This is a genomic window from Chitinophaga sp. CCNWYY40, from assembly GCF_037483205.1.
Classification (GTDB): Bacteria; Bacteroidota; Bacteroidia; order Chitinophagales; family Chitinophagaceae; genus Chitinophaga; species Chitinophaga ginsengisegetis.
This window is the reverse complement of record NZ_JBBHLF010000010.1, coordinates 59,862-78,609: the sequence shown is the minus strand read 5'-3', so window position 1 is coordinate 78,609 and position 18,748 is coordinate 59,862. Positions and strand designations below refer to the sequence as shown.

Annotated in this window: 14 protein-coding genes; 9 read left to right on the top strand and 5 right to left on the bottom strand. The window is 48.7% G+C overall.

All coding sequences use genetic code 11. The annotated features are described in order from the left end of the window. The 6 genes from V7S65_RS30970 to V7S65_RS30945 all read left to right on the top strand — a co-directional run bounded on the left by V7S65_RS30970 (position 1) and on the right by V7S65_RS30945 (position 9,673). The gene (locus V7S65_RS30970; RefSeq protein WP_336389434.1) at positions 1-1,080 is read left to right on the top strand and encodes a serine hydrolase domain-containing protein; all 1,080 of its coding nucleotides are present in this window, start codon (positions 1-3) and stop codon (positions 1,078-1,080) included. A gap of 3 nt (positions 1,081-1,083) precedes the next feature. Further along, positions 1,084-2,487, top strand: a complete 1,404-nt coding sequence (locus V7S65_RS30965) for a glycosyl hydrolase family 28 protein (RefSeq protein ID WP_336389433.1) — start codon at positions 1,084-1,086, stop codon at positions 2,485-2,487. Between the two features lie 9 nt (positions 2,488-2,496). After that, positions 2,497-4,800 carry a heparinase II/III domain-containing protein gene (locus V7S65_RS30960; RefSeq protein WP_336389432.1) on the top strand — a complete coding sequence of 768 codons (2,304 nt, stop codon included), beginning with the start codon at positions 2,497-2,499 and terminating at the stop codon, positions 4,798-4,800. A gap of 10 nt (positions 4,801-4,810) precedes the next feature. Continuing rightward, entirely contained in the window at positions 4,811-6,442 is a 1,632-nt protein-coding gene (locus V7S65_RS30955; protein ID WP_336389431.1) for a hypothetical protein, read from the top strand. Positions 6,443-6,448: 6 nt separating this feature from the next. Then, positions 6,449-8,140 (top strand): GH39 family glycosyl hydrolase, encoded by a 1,692-nt coding sequence (locus V7S65_RS30950; protein ID WP_336389430.1) that lies wholly within the window; start codon positions 6,449-6,451, stop codon positions 8,138-8,140. 255 nt (positions 8,141-8,395) lie between these two features. Further along, the gene (locus tag V7S65_RS30945; RefSeq protein WP_111580364.1) at positions 8,396-9,673 is read left to right on the top strand and encodes a TCR/Tet family MFS transporter; all 1,278 of its coding nucleotides are present in this window, start codon (positions 8,396-8,398) and stop codon (positions 9,671-9,673) included. Positions 9,674-9,760: 87 nt separating this feature from the next. Here V7S65_RS30945 and fdhA read toward each other — a convergent pair whose 3' ends face one another. Both fdhA and V7S65_RS30935 read right to left on the bottom strand, forming a co-directional pair. Further along, a complete protein-coding gene (fdhA, locus tag V7S65_RS30940) occupies positions 9,761-10,951 on the bottom strand; it encodes a formaldehyde dehydrogenase, glutathione-independent (protein ID WP_079472398.1) in 1,191 nt (396 codons plus the stop codon). Between the two features lie 18 nt (positions 10,952-10,969). Continuing rightward, positions 10,970-11,371, bottom strand: coding sequence for a GlcG/HbpS family heme-binding protein (locus V7S65_RS30935; protein WP_079472397.1), 402 nt, complete (start codon positions 11,369-11,371; stop codon positions 10,970-10,972). A gap of 178 nt (positions 11,372-11,549) precedes the next feature. Between V7S65_RS30935 and V7S65_RS30930 the strand changes: the two genes are divergently transcribed. Further along, a complete protein-coding gene (locus V7S65_RS30930) occupies positions 11,550-12,452 on the top strand; it encodes an AraC family transcriptional regulator (RefSeq protein ID WP_079472396.1) in 903 nt (300 codons plus the stop codon). Between the two features lie 2 nt (positions 12,453-12,454). On the opposite strand, the gene V7S65_RS30925 is transcribed toward V7S65_RS30930, so the two are convergent. After that, on the bottom strand, positions 12,455-13,585 hold the full coding sequence (locus V7S65_RS30925) for a M23 family metallopeptidase (RefSeq protein ID WP_336389429.1): 1,131 nt from the start codon (positions 13,583-13,585) through the stop codon (positions 12,455-12,457). A 181-nt stretch (positions 13,586-13,766) separates the two neighbouring features. Between V7S65_RS30925 and V7S65_RS30920 the strand changes: the two genes are divergently transcribed. Both V7S65_RS30920 and V7S65_RS30915 read left to right on the top strand, forming a co-directional pair. Then, complete coding sequence (locus tag V7S65_RS30920; RefSeq protein ID WP_336389428.1) at positions 13,767-15,395, top strand: glycosyl hydrolase family 18 protein; 1,629 nt, start codon at positions 13,767-13,769, stop codon at positions 15,393-15,395. 46 nt (positions 15,396-15,441) lie between these two features. Continuing rightward, positions 15,442-16,320, top strand: coding sequence for a polysaccharide lyase (locus V7S65_RS30915; RefSeq protein ID WP_336389427.1), 879 nt, complete (start codon positions 15,442-15,444; stop codon positions 16,318-16,320). 98 nt (positions 16,321-16,418) lie between these two features. Here the strand turns inward: V7S65_RS30915 and V7S65_RS30910 are convergent, their stop codons facing one another. Together V7S65_RS30910 and V7S65_RS30905 are read right to left on the bottom strand one after the other, a co-directional pair. Next, positions 16,419-17,102: a response regulator transcription factor gene (locus V7S65_RS30910; protein WP_111580290.1), complete on the bottom strand. Its 684-nt coding sequence runs from the start codon at positions 17,100-17,102 to the stop codon at positions 16,419-16,421. 1 nt (position 17,103) lies between these two features. After that, positions 17,104-18,609 carry a sensor histidine kinase gene (locus tag V7S65_RS30905; RefSeq protein WP_133256290.1) on the bottom strand — a complete coding sequence of 502 codons (1,506 nt, stop codon included), beginning with the start codon at positions 18,607-18,609 and terminating at the stop codon, positions 17,104-17,106. Between the last annotated feature and the right edge of the window lie 139 nt (positions 18,610-18,748).

The following is an 18,748-nucleotide window of genomic DNA, read 5'->3' as shown; positions in this document are numbered from 1 at the left end:
ATGAATCGTGTTGTTATCATTGGTATTATTACTATGCTTTGCGCGTTGCCTCCTAACGGTTATGCACAAGTGAAGTATGACTTCTCGCCTGTGAATAATAAAATAAATGGCTGGCTGGATTCGGCGTACTACCCGGGTGCAGCGCTGATGATTGTAAAAGACGGGCGGGTTATTTTTGAAAAATGCTATGGACAGTATACCCCGGAAACAGAGGTATACATTGCCTCTGCGGGGAAATGGCTCGCGGCAGCAGCACTGGCTGCCGTAACGGAAGACGGCCGTCTTTCCTGGGACGACCCGGTAAATAAATGGCTGCCGGAATTTACGGATATAAAAGGTACGGCTACACTGCGGCAACTGTTTTCCCACACCTCCGGCTTCCCGGGTTATCAACCGGCTAACCGGCCACCGGACAACTACTCATCACTACGTGTATCCGTATCTTTTATACAACCCTTGCCGGCTGATACTATGCCGGGAAGGGTTTTCCATTATGGTGGTTTGGGAATGCAGGTGGCGGGCCGTATGGCGGAAGTGGCTACCGGTAAGGATTGGGAAACTATATTCCAGGAGAAGATAGCCGGCCCGCTGGGCATGACGCATACTTTTTTTACACCGGTGGATACTACGCCGGGGCATAGTCCCATGCTGGGTGGTGGCGCCCGCACCACGCTGGGTGATTATATCCGCTTCCTTGAAATGTTTGCTAACAGAGGCATGTACAAAGGTAAACGGGTACTGTCGGAACAATCTGTTCAGGAAATGACGGCCAGCCAGACAGGCCATGCTTTTGTGCCCGCGGATAATTTTCTGCGGCTTGCCCGTGGCGTTCCATATCCCGGTGTTTATGGCCTGGGATTATGGCGCGAAGAAGTGGATAGCAGCGGCGCCGCAACGCTGATTACAAGTCCTTCCTGGGCAGGCGCCTATCCGTGGATAGACTGCCGGAACAACGTCTGCGGCTTTTTTATTGCGCATGTAAATCCTGTTACGGCGGCGAAACATCATTTTTCTTCTTTCTATGCCAGCTATGTATTGCCAATGATGGTGAGGGAAGTACTTAAAACTAAAAGTTTGTAAAAGATGAATACGATCAAAGGAAAGATACTTTTCCTGTTTGCTGTTGCCTGTTGTTTTTATGCAGATGCCCAGGAACTGGTTACTTACCCGGCTCCAAAAGCGGTTATATATTCTATGCACAACGACGACTATACCGTGCGGGTACGTAAGCCAGGCGGGGAGTGGCAGGACTTGTTTGAGTATAATGTAAAAGTAGACCTGGATAATGTGAAAGACGCTTCTATGGTGTATTTCGACTGCTCCGGAACCGTGGAAGTATCTGTACGTAAAAATAATATGAACGTACAATCGGTGAAAGTGCGGCCGCTGTCTTATGGCATTAAGCCGGTTGTAAATGGTAATACCATCACTTTTTCGATATCACAGCCACGCAAAATTTCGGTAGAGTTTAACGGCGATACCCGCAGCAACCTGCATGTATTTGCCAATCCTATTGAAACCAACAAGCCTGACAGTGCAGATCCGAATGTGGTATATTTTGGTCCGGGTGTACATACTGCAGACAGTGTTACCAAAACGTATAAAATTGCCAGTGGTAAAACGGTGTACATTGCCGGTGGCGCTATTGTGAGAGGGGCATTCCTGTGTGATAAAGTGAAGCAGGTAAAAATTATTGGCAGAGGTATTATTGATCAGGCCCCGGAGGGCGTGCTGATAAAATATTCCGATTACGTGGAATTGGACGGAATCATTGTTGTTAATCCCAAACATTACTCCGTTACGGGTGGCGAGTCGAAACACCTGACCATCCGTAACTTAAAGTCGTTCAGCAGCAGGGGCTGGGGCGATGGTATTGATTTGTTTTGCTGTGAAGACGTAGTGATCGATGATGTGTTTATGCGTAACTCGGACGACTGTATCGCCATTTATGGCCACCGTTGGGATTATTACGGGAACGTGCGTAACTGCGCTATCACTAATTCAACGTTGTGGGCGGATATCGCGCACCCCATAAATATTGGTTTGCATGGCAATACTAATGCGGCAGGAGATACTATTGAGCATATCCTGTTTAAGAATATCGACATCCTGGAACAGGATGAGGATGATCCGGATTACGAGGGTTGTATGGCTATCAGCAATGGTGATTTGAACCTGGTAAGAAATATCAGGTTTGAAGATATCCGGGTAGAAGATTTTGAAGAAGGACAGCTGCTCAATTTGCGTGTGGTATTTAATAAAAAGTACAACACCGGTCCGGGCCGGGGAATTGAAAATATTCTTTTTAAAAATATCAGTTACAATGGTAGCAGCAGTCTGTCAGTGATACACGGGCTGGATAAAGATCACCGCATAAAAGGCGTAACTTTTGAAAACCTGCGGATCAATGGCAAACTGGTAATGGATGCCGATTCCGGGCGTATCAAGGTAGGTGGTTTTGTAGAAGGACTGACATTCAAAAAATAATAACTGCGCATGAATAAACTAAGAATGAACCTGCTGATTATTGGTATTATTGTTTCCTGTGTCCCTGCGTTTGCGCAGCCGGGCAAACAACATCCGCATTTGTTTTTTACGGAAGAGAAAGTGGCGTTGCTGAAACAACGTATCCAAACCGATACTTTTATTGCGGCCAACTGGCAGGAGATTTTGCAACAGGCGGATGCCGTGTTGCAGGGCGGCAATGCCAAAGGAAAAATTGATTACCTGGCATTGAGTTACCTGGTAACCGGGAAAAAGGAATATGCGGGAAAGATAAAAGAATACCTGTTGCAGTTATGCTCCCGGCCATCGTGGACGGATGCCTCGATGATGCAGCGGAACCCGCCCTGGACCTCCGATCTGGGAACGGCAGATAATTGCTGGGTAACTGCCATCGGGTATGATGCTATACGGAGTGAGCTTACAAAGGAGGAAAGGAAAGTCATCACCGGTGGTGTTGTTCGCATGGGCATTCTGCCTGCGTTGAACGACTGGATTTTCCCGGAGAAGAGGATTCATTCGCTTAACTCTATGGGTCACAACTGGTGGTCGGCCTGCGTGGGAATGGCGGGTGTAGCGGCACTGGCTATTCTTGATGAGGAACCGCGTGCTGCCGGCTGGGTGGAAACGGTGAACCAGTCCATGATAGCATGGTTTTCCTTTAATGGAGATGAGCTGCAGTTTAAACCCAAAAGTTGGGATGAAAAAGGGGCCATGTATGAGAGTGTGAACTATGCTGCTTTTGGCGTATCTGAATACCTGTTTTTCCGTTTGGCCTGGGAAAATACCTATCCGGGTAAACAGGCGCCTGTTATACCTGTGCTGGATAACGTGCCGGGTTATTTTATGCATGTGGCGTATCCCCGTGATGGCATGTTGTATTCGTTGAATTTTGGTGATGGCGGTTTGAGTGCTGCTGGTGAACGGCCTGTGAAGTTATTATATGCGATGGGAGATCATCGTGCCAATAATCTCTGGTATTTATCGCTGATAGAAAAATTCCAGCACCGCGAAGGCTTGTTTGTAAATACGCCTATCGGCATTACCTATCAGCCGGATATGCGGAAAGCGCCTGCGCTGCCTGATTTGCCCACTTCTGAAATATTCAGCACCATTGGCTGGGCTACCCTGCGTGATTCATGGAAAAAGAACGCGACTATGCTGGGTGTTAAATCCGGCTTTACCTGGAACCATTCTCATGCGGATGCGAACTCCTTTATTTTATTTCACAAGGGAGAAGCCATCATCAAGGATCCGGGTAACAGCGGGTATGGATCAAACGAATATGCGGATTATTTCTTTCAAAGCCAGGCGCACAATGTGATCCTGTTTAATGGTCAGGCGCAGCCCACGGAGCAGCAGTACTACGGCTCTCCGGAGAAAGGACATCTTAGTAACTTGCTGGATGGAGGCCATATCAAGTATATTTTGTCGGATGCCACCGGGCCAACGTCGCGTAATTTCACCCGTAATTTCAGACATTATTTATGGCTGGATAAAGTGATCCTGATCATCGATGATGTGAAAACATATGATACCGGTAAGTTTGAATGGCTCCTGCATCCTGGCGGAACGGCGCGTAAAACAGGTATGGATATCAGTATACAACAGCATAACTCTGCTGTGCTGGTGCGGCCGCTGTTCCCGGAAACGCTCATACAAACAGGATACAATCATGATTTCCCGGAGAAGATGAAACTGGTGGAGAAAACCGGTCCACAGGCAAAAGATCTTACTAAAACAGAAACTTATTTCTCTATACAATATCCTGAAGAAGTAAAGCAAACAAAATTCATAACCGCTATTATCCTGAAGGATTCTGTAAATGATAACAATATTCCGCAGATAGAACGTATGGAGGCTAAAGACTATCTTGGTGTGCGTATCCGTCAGCATGGAAAAGTAACAGACGTGTACCTGAACCTGTTGGCCGATGGGAGAAAAATGCATTTGAACAGCTGTAATACCATCAATGGGTGGGATACGGATGCTTACCTGCTTGCTTTTACCTGGCCGGAAAATAAAGACAATGGTAACCCGGAAGAACTGCAGGATCTTTTTGTAGGATATGGCAGTTATGTAAGAAAGGAACAAAAAGTTATTTATGAATCGCTGTCGAAACTATCCGGTATTGTTAGTTATGGGAAAGATAATATAGATGCGCGTTTCAGCGGGCAGCCGTATGCACGGGTGGGTATATACAGTGCGCGCCGGCCTGCTGCTTTTTCCCTGAATGGAAAGAAAACTGCTATAAGCTATGCGCATCCGCAGCTTACATTTTTATTGAAGGAACCATAAAGCAGGGATTATGAAAAGAAGTGGGTTGATGATTATATGCCTTGTTTTTTTATTTACGGAGTTAAAAGCGCAGGAATGGCAGTGGAGTGTACCGGTAACGGGCATACGAAAAAATAACCCGCGTGCCTGGCTATGGATTCCTCCCGGCTGTAAGCAGGTAAAGGGAGTGGTAGTGGCACAGCACAATATGGAAGAAGTATCTATCCTGGAAGATGTAGTTTTCAGGGAGAAGATGGCTGCATTGAATTTTGCAGAGATATGGGTGTCGCCGCCGTTTGATCATCTTTTTTGTTTTAATGAAGGTGCCGGTGAAGTGTTTGATTCCATGTTACTGCATCTCGCATCAGTGTCAGGATATGAGGAGCTGATTTATGCGCCGGTAGTGCCAATGGGTCATTCGGCGGCTGCCAGTTGGCCATACTATTTTGCAGCATGGAAGCCGGAGCGGACTTTAGCCGCCGTTTCTGTAAGCGGGCAATGGCCTTATTTCCGCGATGCTACCTTTGCGCCTGATATATGGGGCAATCGTAACATTGATTTTGTGCCTTGCCTGGAAACGATGGGAGAGTACGAAGAGGCCGATACGTGGAGTATAGAAGGATTAAAGGAAAGAGCTGCGCATCCTTATCTGCCATTGAGTATGCTGGCCTGCCCGGCGGAAGGGCATTTTGCATCAACGGCTGAAAAAGCCGCGTATATTGCTTTTTATATTGGCAAAGCGGTGCAGTACCGTTTGCCGCAGGACTATAACGGTAAAGGCTATCCGCAATTAAAACAAGTGGATCCCACCCATACCGGCTGGCTGGCAGACAGGTGGGCGAAGCATGCCGGTTCGCGGTGGCCAGCCGCTGCGGTAGCCGGCTATACCGGCAATGCTGCGGAAGCGTTCTGGTTTTTTGATGAGGAAACAGCCAGGGCCACTGTAGCCTATGGTGCGCGTTTCCGTGGTAAGCAGCCTCAATTGGCGGGCTTTGTGCAGTTGGGCGTAGTGACGCCGCAGCACAATACGCATCAGCAGGCAGACTTACGGTTTATCCCCGAAAAGGACGGCATTCATTTTTCCGTGGGAACGGTTTTTATGGATACCGTGCCGGGTGGAAGTCCGCGGCTGACCGCCTGGACAGAGCTGCCCGTGGGGGCCCCGTTAAAACACGCGGCCGCTGCTGATATAAAAGTACGCGTGATATGCGGCCCTGCAGTGGCTACCGGGGCAAACCAGTTCCGGCTGCAGTTCCGCCCTGGCATGTTGCCGGATACAACAGGCCATTATGATATCTGGCTGGCAGCGGTTCACCCGGGAGATGCTGCGTTTAAACCATCGGTGCAACAAGCCCGGATGGTAGTACCGGCTACGCTTACCGGTGGACGGCCACAGCGGATCAGTTTTGACTCCATGCCGGACATTCCATACAGCAAAAAGAATGTTCGGTTAAAGGCGACGTCTGATGCCGGTTTACCGGTACATTATTTTGTGCTGGAAGGGCCTGCCCGTATCCGGGATAGCCGTGTTTATACAACCGCGATACCGTACCGCAGCAGGTTTCCCGTTAAGGTAACCATTGGCGCGTGGCAGTATGGGATAAAGGATAGTATTAATACCGCGGTTCCCGTTTACCGTAGTTTTTATATAACAAGAAAATAACTGATCATGCAGAAATACCTGTTACGCCTGTTTATGCTCTTGTTGCTTTTACCGGCATTGCCGGCTAATGCGCAGCAGGATACCCTGGTGATAGGAGTAGATGCCCGCAAAAATAAAGGGCCCCTGAAACCCATATGGGCCTGGTTTGGCTACGATGAGCCCAACTATACTTATATGAAAGACGGTAAAAAATTACTGACAGAAATTGCCGCATTGAGTAAAGTACCGGTATACGTACGGGTACATAGCCTGCTGGTAACCGGCGATGGTACAGCTGCGCTGAAATGGGGCTCCACCAATGCCTATACCGAAGACGCCAGCGGGAACCCCGTGTACAGCTGGACGATCATTGATAAGATCTTTGATACGTTTATAGAACGCGGCATGAAGCCGATTGCACAGATCGGGTTTATGCCGGAGGCATTATCTGTGAAGCCGTCGCCTTACCGGCACCATTGGCAGCCGGATAATAAGTATGGCGATATATTTACCGGCTGGGCCTATCCTCCGAAAGACTATCAGAAATTTGCAACACTGGTATATGAGTGGGTAAAGCATTCCGTAGCGCGTTATGGAAAAGCAGAGGTGGAAAGCTGGTACTGGGAGTTGTGGAATGAACCTAATATCGGTTACTGGAAAGGCACTACCGAAGAATATATTAAGCTGTATGATTACACGGCAGATGCCGTGAAGCGGGCATTGCCCACTGCCAGGATTGGCGGTCCGGAGGTAACAGGGCCTAACTGGGATGTATCTGCAAAGTTTTTTAAAACGTTCCTGGATCACGTGGTGAGCGGTAAGAACTATGCTACCGGCAAAACCGGCGCGCCGCTGGACGTAATCACCTTTCACGCGAAAGGTGCGCCCAAAGTGGTGAATGGAATGGTACAGATGAACATGGCTGCACAACTGCGTGATATCGATAAAGGGTTTGAAATAGTGGCCTCTTATCCATCGCTGAAGAAGCTGCCTATCATTATCGGTGAATCCGATCCGGAAGGATGCGCCGCGTGTTCAGAAGCATTTCACCCTGCCAATGCGTATCGTAATGGTACTATGTATTCAAGTTATACTGCCGCCTCTTTTGCGCGTAAGTACGACCTGGCGGCTGCCCGTGGCGTAAACCTGGCAGGCGCTGTTACCTGGGCCTTTGAATTTGAAGACCAGCCCTGGTTTGCGGGTTTCCGCGACCTGGCTACCAACGGCGTGGATAAACCCGTTTTAAATGTATTCAGGATGTTTGGCCTGATGCAGGGCAACAGGCTGGAGGTGAGCGGGGCCACCAATTATGATTACCGGCAAATCCTCGACAGCAGCGTACGGGGGGCAAAGCGGGATATTAATGCGTTGGCCGCCGGTGATGAGCATAGTGTTAGCGTAATGGTGTGGAACTATCATGACGACAACATTATTCCTGCACAATCATCTCCCGTAAAAATAAAAATAAAAGGACTGCCCGCCACCCGCGTATTACTAAAGCATTACCGGATTGATGCCGCACATAGCAATGCATACGAAGCCTGGAAGAAAATGGGATCGCCTCAGCACCCGGATGCTTCGCAAATCGCACAGCTGGAAAACGCAGGACAGCTAGAGTTGCTGTCATCACCCGCATGGCTGCAACCGGAAAATGGTGAAATAGTAGTGCCAAATGATTTACCCGGACAAGGAGTATCGTTGCTCCAACTAACGTGGTAACATTTATTTCTGTCGCAAACTCCCCCTTTATTGTCTTATTTCGCCCTTTCATTTGACAATGAACTAAATATCTTTGTGCCTATACATTTCTACCGGTAAAATCAAGTGTTTTACCGGTAGAATGATGATCCTGACCGGAAAGTTTTTCTATAAAAAAACAGGGGTATCTATATTTGAACCCGGATGAGGATACCCGTTGTGAGAAAGAAAAAACATCCGCCAGAGATCTATCGGTTATTATACAAAATCACCAATATGCACACATCCAGAAAGGCCGCTATCAGCTTTATTTTTATTACGCTATTAATTGATGTAATGGGATGGGGATTGATTATCCCCGTAATGCCAGAACTCATTGCACAGTTAAAACACATCCCAGAAAACGAGGCCAGTACTTATGGCGCGTTGTTGTTATCCGTTTTTGCGATCACGCAGTTTTTATTTTCCCCGGTGATCGGTAACCTGAGTGATAAATACGGCCGCCGGCCTGTATTGTTACTTTCCCTGTTGGGTTTTGGGATCGATTATATTATCCTCGCATTAGCCCCTGCATATGGATGGTTATTTGCAGGCCGTGTAATAGCCGGTATTACAGGCGCCAGCTTCACCACCGCCACAGCTTACATTGCCGACGTAAGTACCGACGAAACTTCCAGGGCAAAAAACTTTGGACTGATAGGCGCCGCCTTCGGATTGGGATTTGTGCTGGGGCCGGCGCTGGGTGGATTGTTGGCTAAGTGGGGCATCCGGGCGCCATTTTATGCGGCGGCTGCATTGTGTTTATTGAACTGTTTATGGGGGTACTTTTTCCTGCCGGAATCTTTGAGCAAAGAAAACCGCCGGCCATTCGACTGGAAAAGGGCTAATCCCTTTGGTTCACTGAAATTTTTAACCACGCACCCGGAAATAGGCGGACTGGCATTTGGCTTTTTTCTTATTTACCTGGGCGCACAGGCGGTACAGAGTAACTGGAATTTCTTTACCATCTATAATTTTAAATGGAGCAAAGAAATGGTGGGTATTTCCCTTGCAGTAGTGGGAGTACTGGTAGGAGCCGTACAGGCGGGATTAACAAGAGTGATTAACCCGAGAATCGGTAATGAAAAAAGTATTTATCTCGGGCTGGCGCTTTACGCCGTTGGATTGGTATTGTTTGGCTTTGCCACGCAGGGATGGATGATGTTTGTTTTCCTGATTCCATATTGTTTGGGCGGGATTTGCGGACCTTCGTTACAGTCGGTGATATCGGGTCATGTACCGGCTAACCAGCAGGGGGAACTGCAAGGCGCGCTGACCAGTTTGATGAGTCTTACCACTATTATCGGTCCACTGATCATGAATGGCACCTTTGCGTATTTTACGTCAGCCCGGGCGCCGTTCCATTTGCCTGGCGTACATTTCCTGATAGGCGCCGTATGTATTTTACTCAGTATCGTTATTATCCATAAGGTGCTGAGCCGCGAAAAGAAGGAGCATCCGGAGTTAGCAGAGGTGATCGGCAGCAAAGACCTGAGCAGTACGCCCATGCACTAACGGGAAGGGATATACTATTTTAAAGCATCTTTATAAAACAGCAATGGCCGCCTCTTACAGGCGGCCATTGTTACATGTTCCCGTTTACTACGCCCTAATCATGCCGTGCGGATCAATCACAAACTTTTTCGCTGCGCCTTTATCAAAATCGTGGTAGCCTCTTACGGAGTCGTTGAGGGTGATCACTTCCACATTCACCGCCGCTGCTATTTTTACCTTATCATACAGGATGGCATTCATGAGCTGGCGGTGGTATTTCATCACAGGGCACTGACCGGTATGAATGGAGTGTGATTTTGCCCAGCCCAGCCCGATGCGGATGCTCAGGCTGCCTTTTTTGGCGGCTTCATCTACTGCGCCGGGATCGCCGGTAACGTATAGTCCGGGTACGCCCAGTTGTCCGCCTGCGCGGGTAATTTCCATAATTGAATTCAGCACCGTAGCAGGTTGTTCCACATTGCTGTTATGTCCATGTCCTTTGGCTTCAAAGCCTACGCAATCCACGGCGGAATCCACTTCCGGTGTGCCGGTGATAGCGGCAATCTGGTCGGCGAGGGAAGCTTCTTTTTTCAGGTCGATGGTTTCGCAGCCAAAGCTCCTGGCCTGTGCCAGCCGTTCATCGATCATATCTCCCACAATCACTACGGCCGCTCCCAGCAGGTGACAGGAGGCGGCGCATGCCAGTCCTACCGGACCGGCGCCGGCGATATACACAATACTGCCGGGGCCAACGCCTGCGGTAACGGCGCCATGAAAACCGGTCGGGAAAATATCCGTCAGCAGGGTGAGGTCCCTGATCTTTTCCATTGCCTGGTCGCTGTCGGGGAATTTAAGCAGGTTAAAATCGGCGTACGGCACCATTACGTATTCTGCCTGGCCGCCTACCCATCCGCCCATGTCCACGTAGCCATAGGCTGCGCCGGGGCGGGCAGGGTTTACATTCAGGCAGATGCCTGTTTGTCCTGCTTTGCAGTTGCGGCATCGTCCGCAGGCAATATTGAAAGGCACCGAAACGAGGTCGCCTACCTTAATAAATTCCACGTCCCTGCCGGCTTCAATGACGAGGCCGGTAATTTCATGTCCGAGTACCAGCCCGGCAGGAGCGGTGGTGCGTCCCCGCACCATGTGCTGATCGCTTCCGCAGATATTGGTGGATACTATTTTCAGGATCACGCCATGTTCGCATTTACGGTCGCCCAAAGCCAGTTTGGGGTATTCAATTTCCCGTACTTCCACCACGCCGGGTTCTATATAAGCAACGCCATGATTTTTACACATACTGTATCTTTTTAGAAGTTATTTAATTGCATCTGCACCAGCCTGCGCCACTAAATGATCGTTTTCCACCGAATCGCCGGATACGCCTACGGCGCCAATGATTTCGTTTTTTGCATTACGGATTAGTACGCCGCCGGGAAAGGTGATGAGTCCTCCGTTGGAGTGTTCTATATTATACAGGGAGCCGCCCGGTTGTGACAGCTTACCGATTTCGCCGGTAGGCATATTGAAGTAACGTGCAGTGCGGGCTTTTTTCTGCGCGATATCTATTGAGCCCAGCCAGGCATCATCCATATGAGCAAAGGCGATGAGGTTGGTACCTGCATCCACTACCGCAATGTTCATCAGTGTTTTAATTTCTGTGGCTTTTGCTTTAGCGGCAGCAATAACAGCTTCCGCCTGTTTTAGCGTAATATTCATAACAGGATTTTTGGGTGAAGGAATTACCAATATTAAGCATATTGGTGGTGGGGAAATTGAACGATTATCCTGATTGATAGAACGATGCTATTTTTTATTTCATTGATCATTCAACCAACGGGAATTTATCGATAAATTTATAAGGCGGAAGCGCACGTGATGATAAAAAAATTCCACCATGAACCAGATATGCCATCTTTCTCCCATTAACCTGAGTGATGCCACCTCGCTGGATACGATGGTAGAGCATCGCAGGGTATTTAATTTACAGCACTGCGAGCTGAACATCTTTGAAACCTTTCACCGCTGCAGTAATGTGGCATTGTCGTATAACGGGCTGGTAGTGTCCAGTATGATGCGGGGCAAAAAGATCATGTCGTTATCCGGATCTGAAGAGTTCTTTTTTTTGCCGGGAGAAAGTGTGATCCTGCCGGAAGGGGTATCAATGAAAGTGGATTTCCCGGAAGCGGATGAGCGGCATCCCGTGCAGTGCGCCACCCTGGCGCTCGACTGGGATATGGTGAATAAGAACCTGGCTTTTCTGAATGAGCAGTATCCCAACAGGGAAGCACCATTTGAGTGGCAGCTTAATTTCAGCCGGTATCACTTTTTAAATAACAAAGAGCTGGCGGCCAGTATGAATAAACTGATCGGGATCAGCATGGAGAGTGATCCTGCAAAGGATGCGCTGGCAGATCTCTCCCTGAAATTTTTATTGTTACGTATTATACAAACACAAAACCTGGTAGCCATTAATGATGTGGGAGTGAGCGATCACCGGTTTACACCCGCGTTGCAATATATCAAGGAACATCTTACCCAAAAAATCACTATTGATGCGTTGGCAAAAGTATCCTGTATGAGCCGCTCTGTTTTTTTCCAGGCGTTTAAAGAGCAATATGGTATTTCACCGCTGGAGTATATCCTGCGGGAGCGGATCAGGCAGGCAAAACAGATCATGGCCGATCCGGCGTTGAGTATCACGGATGTGTGCTACCAGTCGGGTTTTAATAACCTGAATTACTTTATTAAATTGTTTAAGAGGGCAGAAGGCATTACGCCCAGGGAATACCGTAAATAGCTTCAGGGAAAAGTGATAACACTATTGGAAGCAGGAAGCTCATGATGTACGGGTTGCGTAAGTTTGATATAGGGAATGTTGCCGAATTGGTTAAAGTCGGGAATAGTGCCTGATAAAGTAAATCTTTCAAATACAAAAGGAAGTCCTTCTGCACCCAGTGGTGCATCGGTGTTGGCCACGTGCAGGTGAAGGTGCGGCCCGGTCGACTGTCCCGTAAATCCCAGCCGGGCAATCACATCTCCTTTCTTTACCCGCTGACCTGCTTTTACTACGATGCTTGCCGGTTGCAGGTGCTCATAAAACACGTAGGTGTTTTCCGCTATTTTTAAAGAGATATAGTTACCTGTGGCCAGGTGGGCGGCATAATCCGGGTGACCGGATAATGTGTTGCTTTCCGGGAAATCGTTTCTTGTGGAACTGACAACGCCGTCTGCTACAGCCAGTATACCTGCGCCATAGCCGTACCAGTTAGTGATCCTGTCGTCATCGCCGGCGGCGACTTTGCCGGTGCTATCGAGTTTTATAAAATCAATGGCAAATCTTCCGGGGATGCGCGCTACGCCATCTTTTACAAAGATCACGCGGCGATGTCCCCGTGCCCAGGCAGGGTTGTAGATGGCCGTCCACGGGCCTCCTTTCAGCGGCGCACCAAGTACAATGGCAGGCCCGGTTACAGGTTTTGTTTTGGCGCCGGTGATGGTGTATACCGTTGTGGTATCACGAAGGGTATTTTTGAAAGATACCCGGTGAATAATTTCAGCAGGGAATTGACCAGCGGCAGATGTGTATTCCACAAACAGCACCGCTACATTGCCCGGTGGTATGGTGGCGCCGCCGGGAGCAGCAATCCGTTGTAACAGATCGTTCTCTTTTATTACTGTCAGGGTATTGGTATTCGCCGCATCCTGTGCTTCCACTTTTGTGAGGAGCAAAGGTCCGGGAGAGAAGTTAGTAAGATGAATTTCGTAGAAGAGTGCAGGATGACCACTGGTTACTACCGGTTTGGGATCCTGAAGAACTTTTATTTCAAGCGCAGGAGGCAGGGCAGGGATGCGGTTGTCCTGTGCCTGGCAGATGAAGGTGAGCAGGATGAACAGGGGAAACAGCAGCGCTTTCTTTGGATCGTTTATCACGGGTGTTATTTAGATGAAAAGATAAGGAAGTTCTTCTTCCGTTTGCAGATTACCGGCGAAATACAAAAAAATATTCCGCGTGACGTAGTAATGCCGTAGTGCCGGATGCCGGTTCTTTTATGCGAACCCCTACTTTTGAAAGGATTAATCCACATTTCTTTTCAACCAAAAAACTACCCGTATGAAACCATTTCTAAAGCTGTTAGCTATCCTCCTTGTTTGTGCGTTTAACACTATTGCCCAAACCCCTTTCCGCGTTATTGGATATATGCCTTCCTGGGCCGGCGATGTAAACCAGGTGCAGTATAGTAAGCTTACTCATATCAATTACGCATTCCTGCTGCCTACCAGTACCGGTGGCCTGCAGGCGATCGACAATCCCGCGAAGTTACAAAGCCTGGTGAGCACTGCGCATGCCAATAATGTAAAGGTGCTGATATCTGTTGGCGGCTGGAACGATGGCAACGACAGCGGCTTTGAATCGCTGGCCGCCAACAGCACCTACCGCAATAATTTCGTGACCAATATGATCAATTTCGTGAACCAGTATGGTCTTGATGGAGTAGATATCGACTGGGAATATCCCGACCCCGGCGCATCAGCCAACAACTATATCACGTTGATGACGCAGCTCAGCACCGAAATGCATAACAGGGGCAAACTCCTCACCGGCGCCATTGTAGGTACCGGCGGCGCCAGTATCTTAAACAGCGCCTTTGCGCTGGTAGATTTTTATAACCTCATGGCCTACGACTACAATAACTTCGACCACTCCACTTACAGTTATGCTACCCAGTCGGTGAACTACTGGCGCGGCCGCGGACTGCCGGCTTCCAAAACAGTGCTGGGCGTACCTTTTTACGGACGCCCTACCTGGGAGTCATTTGCCCAGCTGGTGGCACGGGGCGCCAATCCTTATGCTGATGTATTTGATAATGTAGGCTACAACGGGATTACCACCATCAGGCAAAAAACCAATCTTGCTTTTGACCAGGGAAGTGGCGTAATGATCTGGGAGCTGTCGCAGGACGCCACCGGGGCCAATTCACTGCTATCGGCCATTCATGAAGTGGTGCTGACACGGACCGGCAACCCCGGTGGCAACGCACCTGTCGGGCAAACTATCTGGCTGCGTGGCAACAACAACCTGTATGTTAGCGGTGAAAACGGCACCCAGGCGATGAATTGTAACCGCACCAGCGCGCAGGGATGGGAGCAGTTTACCGTAGTAGATGCCGGTGGCGGCAAAATTGCTTTGCGCAGCCAGGGCAAGTATGTATCCTCCGAAAACGGGGCACAGGCCATCACCTGTAACCGTACCAGTATCCAGGACTGGGAAAAGTTTACCTGGATCAATAACAGCAACGGTACCATTTCATTGCTATGCAACAATGGTGGTTACATCTGTTCCGAAAATGGCACGCAGGCAATGAGCTCCTGGAGAACTACTATCGGTACCTGGGAATCGTTCAACTATGGAGTGGTGAGCGCACTGGCAGCCATCAGCAGCACTACCGCAGCGGTAGCAGAAACGCATGGCGCCATTCCGGAAGAAACTGCCGCCACTGCTATCAATGTATATCCCAATCCCATCCGCTCGGGCGGCGCATTTACCGTTACCCTGCAGCACTATAACCCGAAGGCGCCGGTAAGGGCCACGCTTATCAGTGCAGGAATGCAGCCTGTTGCCGTGCAACAACCCAATGCAAAAACCTTCACCGTAAATACCGGCAGCATAGCCGGTGGCACTTATATCCTGGAAGTGATGCACGACAATAAACGGCTCGTGAAGAAAATCATTATCCAGTAAACCCTCCTGATGATAAACCTATTTTCTCACCCACAATTACACATTCATGAATTCCACTGTTTTCTCACGTACTGTTGCAGCAGCGGGACTGCTGTTGTTAGGCATCAGTTTTATTTCCTGTAAGAAGGAGCTGGCCAAATCCAATCTGCCGGATAACCCATCCCTGGCTGCTGCTGATGCAGCCATAGGGATTAATGCCATTAACAGCACCTGGTCTGTTAACTGGGACAATTACGCCAATGGCACCATCTACACTTCCACGAATGCGGCCAATGATTTTGGGAATGTAACCGGCTGGAACAACAACCGCGGGTACATCTCCAACGGCAACCTCCGCATCCAGCTGGATCCGAACGCGCTTTCTGCTGCCGGCGGGGTAGTGGCCAACATCGATGTATCTGACGGCGCCGCTTATGAAATGGATTATGATATCCGTTTTCACAGCCAGTTCGACTGGAGCCGCGGCGGTAAAGTAGGTTTCGGCTTTTCCATCGGTGATGGCAACACCGGCGGCGACCCCGCCTGGGATGGGAACGGCGGCACCCTCCGGCTCATGTGGTACCGCAATGATGCCAACAGGGTGTACTTTCAGCCTTACCTCTACTACAGGGACCAGCCGGGCCAGTATGGCGACGACTTCGGGCTCACTTATCCCGCCAGTGGCAGCATCCAGAAAGGCACCACCTATCACGTACACCTGTACATTAAAAGCAATACCGGCAGTAATACCGATGGCCACGTACAGATCGTGATCAACGGCAGCGTGCTGCTCGACCGGGATATCCGGTGGACGACCAACGATAGCAAGCGGCTGATCAGGGGCGTTACGTTTCATACGTTCCGCGGTGGCAGCCAGTCTTACTGGGAATCATCTACCGTAGGTTATATTTATTATGATAACCTGAGCATTCATAAGATCAATTAATTAATGGGTTTGAGGTCTGCCGGCGTAATGCCGGCAGGCTTTTTTATGCGGGTGTTTTTTTAAGAAGAAGTGCAGATGCATTATCTGCAATAAAAAAATCAACCCAGCACAAACCGGTATCCAACGCCTTTTATAGTAAGGATCTGCAGGTTGTCATCCTCTTTCAGGTGTACACGCAGCCGTGTGATATACACATCCAGGTTGCGGCTGTTGAAAAAGGAATCATGTCCCCAGAGCAGGTCGAGGATATTTTTCCGGTCGATGATGCCATCGCGGTTTTCGTATAGTAGTTTGAGTAGTTCGCTTTCTTTGTACGACAGTTTTTTTTCTTCTATGTCGTTGGCCAGTACCTGGCGGTTGGTATAAAACCGGAACTTGCCGATTTTGATGTGGTTGGTGGATGGGGCGGGTGTTTTATCCGATTTACGCAATACGTTTTCTATGCGTACAATCAGTTCTTCCATACTGAAAGGTTTCCGGATATAGTCGTTGCCTCCCAGCGTAAAGCCTTTTACGAGGTCGTTGGTTTGTGTTTTGGCGGTGAGAAACAGGATGGGCACCTCCTGGTTGATAGCGCGTATTTCGGCGGCAATCTCAAACCCGTCTTTGTTAGGCAGCATAATATCCAGCACGCATACGGCAGGATTTACCTGTTTGAACAATTGCATTACGTTGGCGCCATCGCTTTCCAGTATTACTTCGTATCCCCGCCGCTGCAAACTTTCTTTCACTATTTTGCCCAGCGACAGTTCATCTTCAATATATAAAATTTTAATACTCATTTCATCCTATTTTAAGCTTTATAACCCGGCGGCCTTTGTCGTATCGAATTACCGGCGCTTCTGCAAAAGGCAGCTTGATGGAAAAGGTGCTGCCTTTATGCAGTTCACTTTCCACTTCAATAAAGCCCATATGTGATTGTACAATGTGAGATACATAGCTTAATCCCAGTCCATATCCTTTGATATTATGCCGGTTGCCGCTGGGCACCCGGAAAAATTTCTCAAAGATCCTGCTTTTGTATTCGCGTGCAATACCTATACCGTTGTCGGTTACACGTAGTTCCAGGTATTGTTTGTGATCAATGATATGGATCAGGATATCAGGATCCTCGGTACTGTACTTTAACGCATTATCCAGCAGGTTGTATAGTACGCTGGTCATATGCAGTTTATCGGCGGTGATGATAAAGTTATGCCCGGTTCTTTTCAGCGTGGTAACAGCCCGTTGTTTTTCAAACTGGAGTTTCATGGAAATCATTACGCTCCGGGTAAGGTCTGTAAGATCGAAGGGTTCTTTGTTTAAAGGAATTTCCCTGTTTTCAAACATCGATAGTTTCAGCACTTTATCTACCAGTAACGCGAGCCGGTTCATTTCATTGGCCGATATATCGAGATATTCGAGTGTTGTTTGCAGATCTTCCAGCGCATCAAAATTTCTCAATGCTTCAATAGCCACGCTTACGGTGGCGATAGGCGTTTTCAGCTCATGCGTCATGTTGCTGATAAAATCATTTTTCAGTTGCGCCAGCCGTTGTTGTTGTTTCAGGTTCCGGTAAAGCAGGAGGAAAGAGAAGATGGTGACAGCCAGGAGAAAGAATGATACCAGTATAGGCTGACTGATACGTTTCAGCAGGTACCAGGTATTGTTTTCAAATAAAACCTGGTAGCTCATGGGTTTGGTAAAACCGATGGTCACCGTATTGCCTTCCAGGTCGTCCGGGAAGGTATTGAACATATCGTTGCTGGTATCTACCGGGATGGTATTGATCATAAAGGAAACGTCAATGTTTTCCCGTTCCAGTGCCCGTTGGTAACGGTCGGTGACTTCCTTTACAGTAATGGAATCCCGGAGGGAATCTACACCGGCCAGGAACTGGAATACCGTTGTAGCGGGAACTGCTTTGGCAACGCCATACCGCACATTCACGGAGTCGTCTTCAGGCATCGATGCGGCGTCTACAGACACGAACATCGTCCGTTTTACGCCACGCATAGGCATAGCAGGAGCTGCCATGGTAGAATCTCTCATTCTTTCCTGCAGCACATTGGTGATGCCCGTCATCCCTGCGCGGTCGTGTACCCGCAGGCTGATATTGGAATCGAGGTTGAGCTTTACGGCCTGCAGGCGAAAAATCGTTTCCCGGAAAAGAATATTGGTGCGGACGGTAAACAGTCTTTTTTCTTCCCGGTAGTTATTACTCAGCCAGTATGCCTGGAAAGCGGTGATCAGCAGGATGGTCAACGCAATCAGGAAAACAGTAGCCGGTGTGGAAAGTTTATATCGCACTATGTTGATTGAATGGTCAGAAATAACAATACTACCGCAAATGTATCATTTCCTGCTTCCCAACGCGGAAACATTAACCTAAATTAACATTAAATCAAGTGACATTAACCTCTGTTCCGGCGGGAAGGAAATAGCTTTA

Coding starts and splice junctions, on each gene's coding strand:
- V7S65_RS30960 (WP_336389432.1), top strand. CDS start 2,497: ATGAATAAACTAAGAATGAACCTGCTGATTATTGGTATTATTGTTTCC.
- V7S65_RS30930 (WP_079472396.1), top strand. CDS start 11,550: ATGAACCAGATATGCCATCTTTCTCCCATTAACCTGAGTGATGCCACC.
- V7S65_RS30970 (WP_336389434.1), top strand. CDS start 1: ATGAATCGTGTTGTTATCATTGGTATTATTACTATGCTTTGCGCGTTG.
- V7S65_RS30910 (WP_111580290.1), bottom strand. CDS start 17,102: ATGAGTATTAAAATTTTATATATTGAAGATGAACTGTCGCTGGGCAAA.
- V7S65_RS30915 (WP_336389427.1), top strand. CDS start 15,442: ATGAATTCCACTGTTTTCTCACGTACTGTTGCAGCAGCGGGACTGCTG.
- V7S65_RS30945 (WP_111580364.1), top strand. CDS start 8,396: ATGCACACATCCAGAAAGGCCGCTATCAGCTTTATTTTTATTACGCTA.
- V7S65_RS30935 (WP_079472397.1), bottom strand. CDS start 11,371: ATGAATATTACGCTAAAACAGGCGGAAGCTGTTATTGCTGCCGCTAAA.
- V7S65_RS30920 (WP_336389428.1), top strand. CDS start 13,767: ATGAAACCATTTCTAAAGCTGTTAGCTATCCTCCTTGTTTGTGCGTTT.
- V7S65_RS30965 (WP_336389433.1), top strand. CDS start 1,084: ATGAATACGATCAAAGGAAAGATACTTTTCCTGTTTGCTGTTGCCTGT.
- V7S65_RS30950 (WP_336389430.1), top strand. CDS start 6,449: ATGCAGAAATACCTGTTACGCCTGTTTATGCTCTTGTTGCTTTTACCG.
- fdhA (WP_079472398.1), bottom strand. CDS start 10,951: ATGTGTAAAAATCATGGCGTTGCTTATATAGAACCCGGCGTGGTGGAA.
- V7S65_RS30955 (WP_336389431.1), top strand. CDS start 4,811: ATGAAAAGAAGTGGGTTGATGATTATATGCCTTGTTTTTTTATTTACG.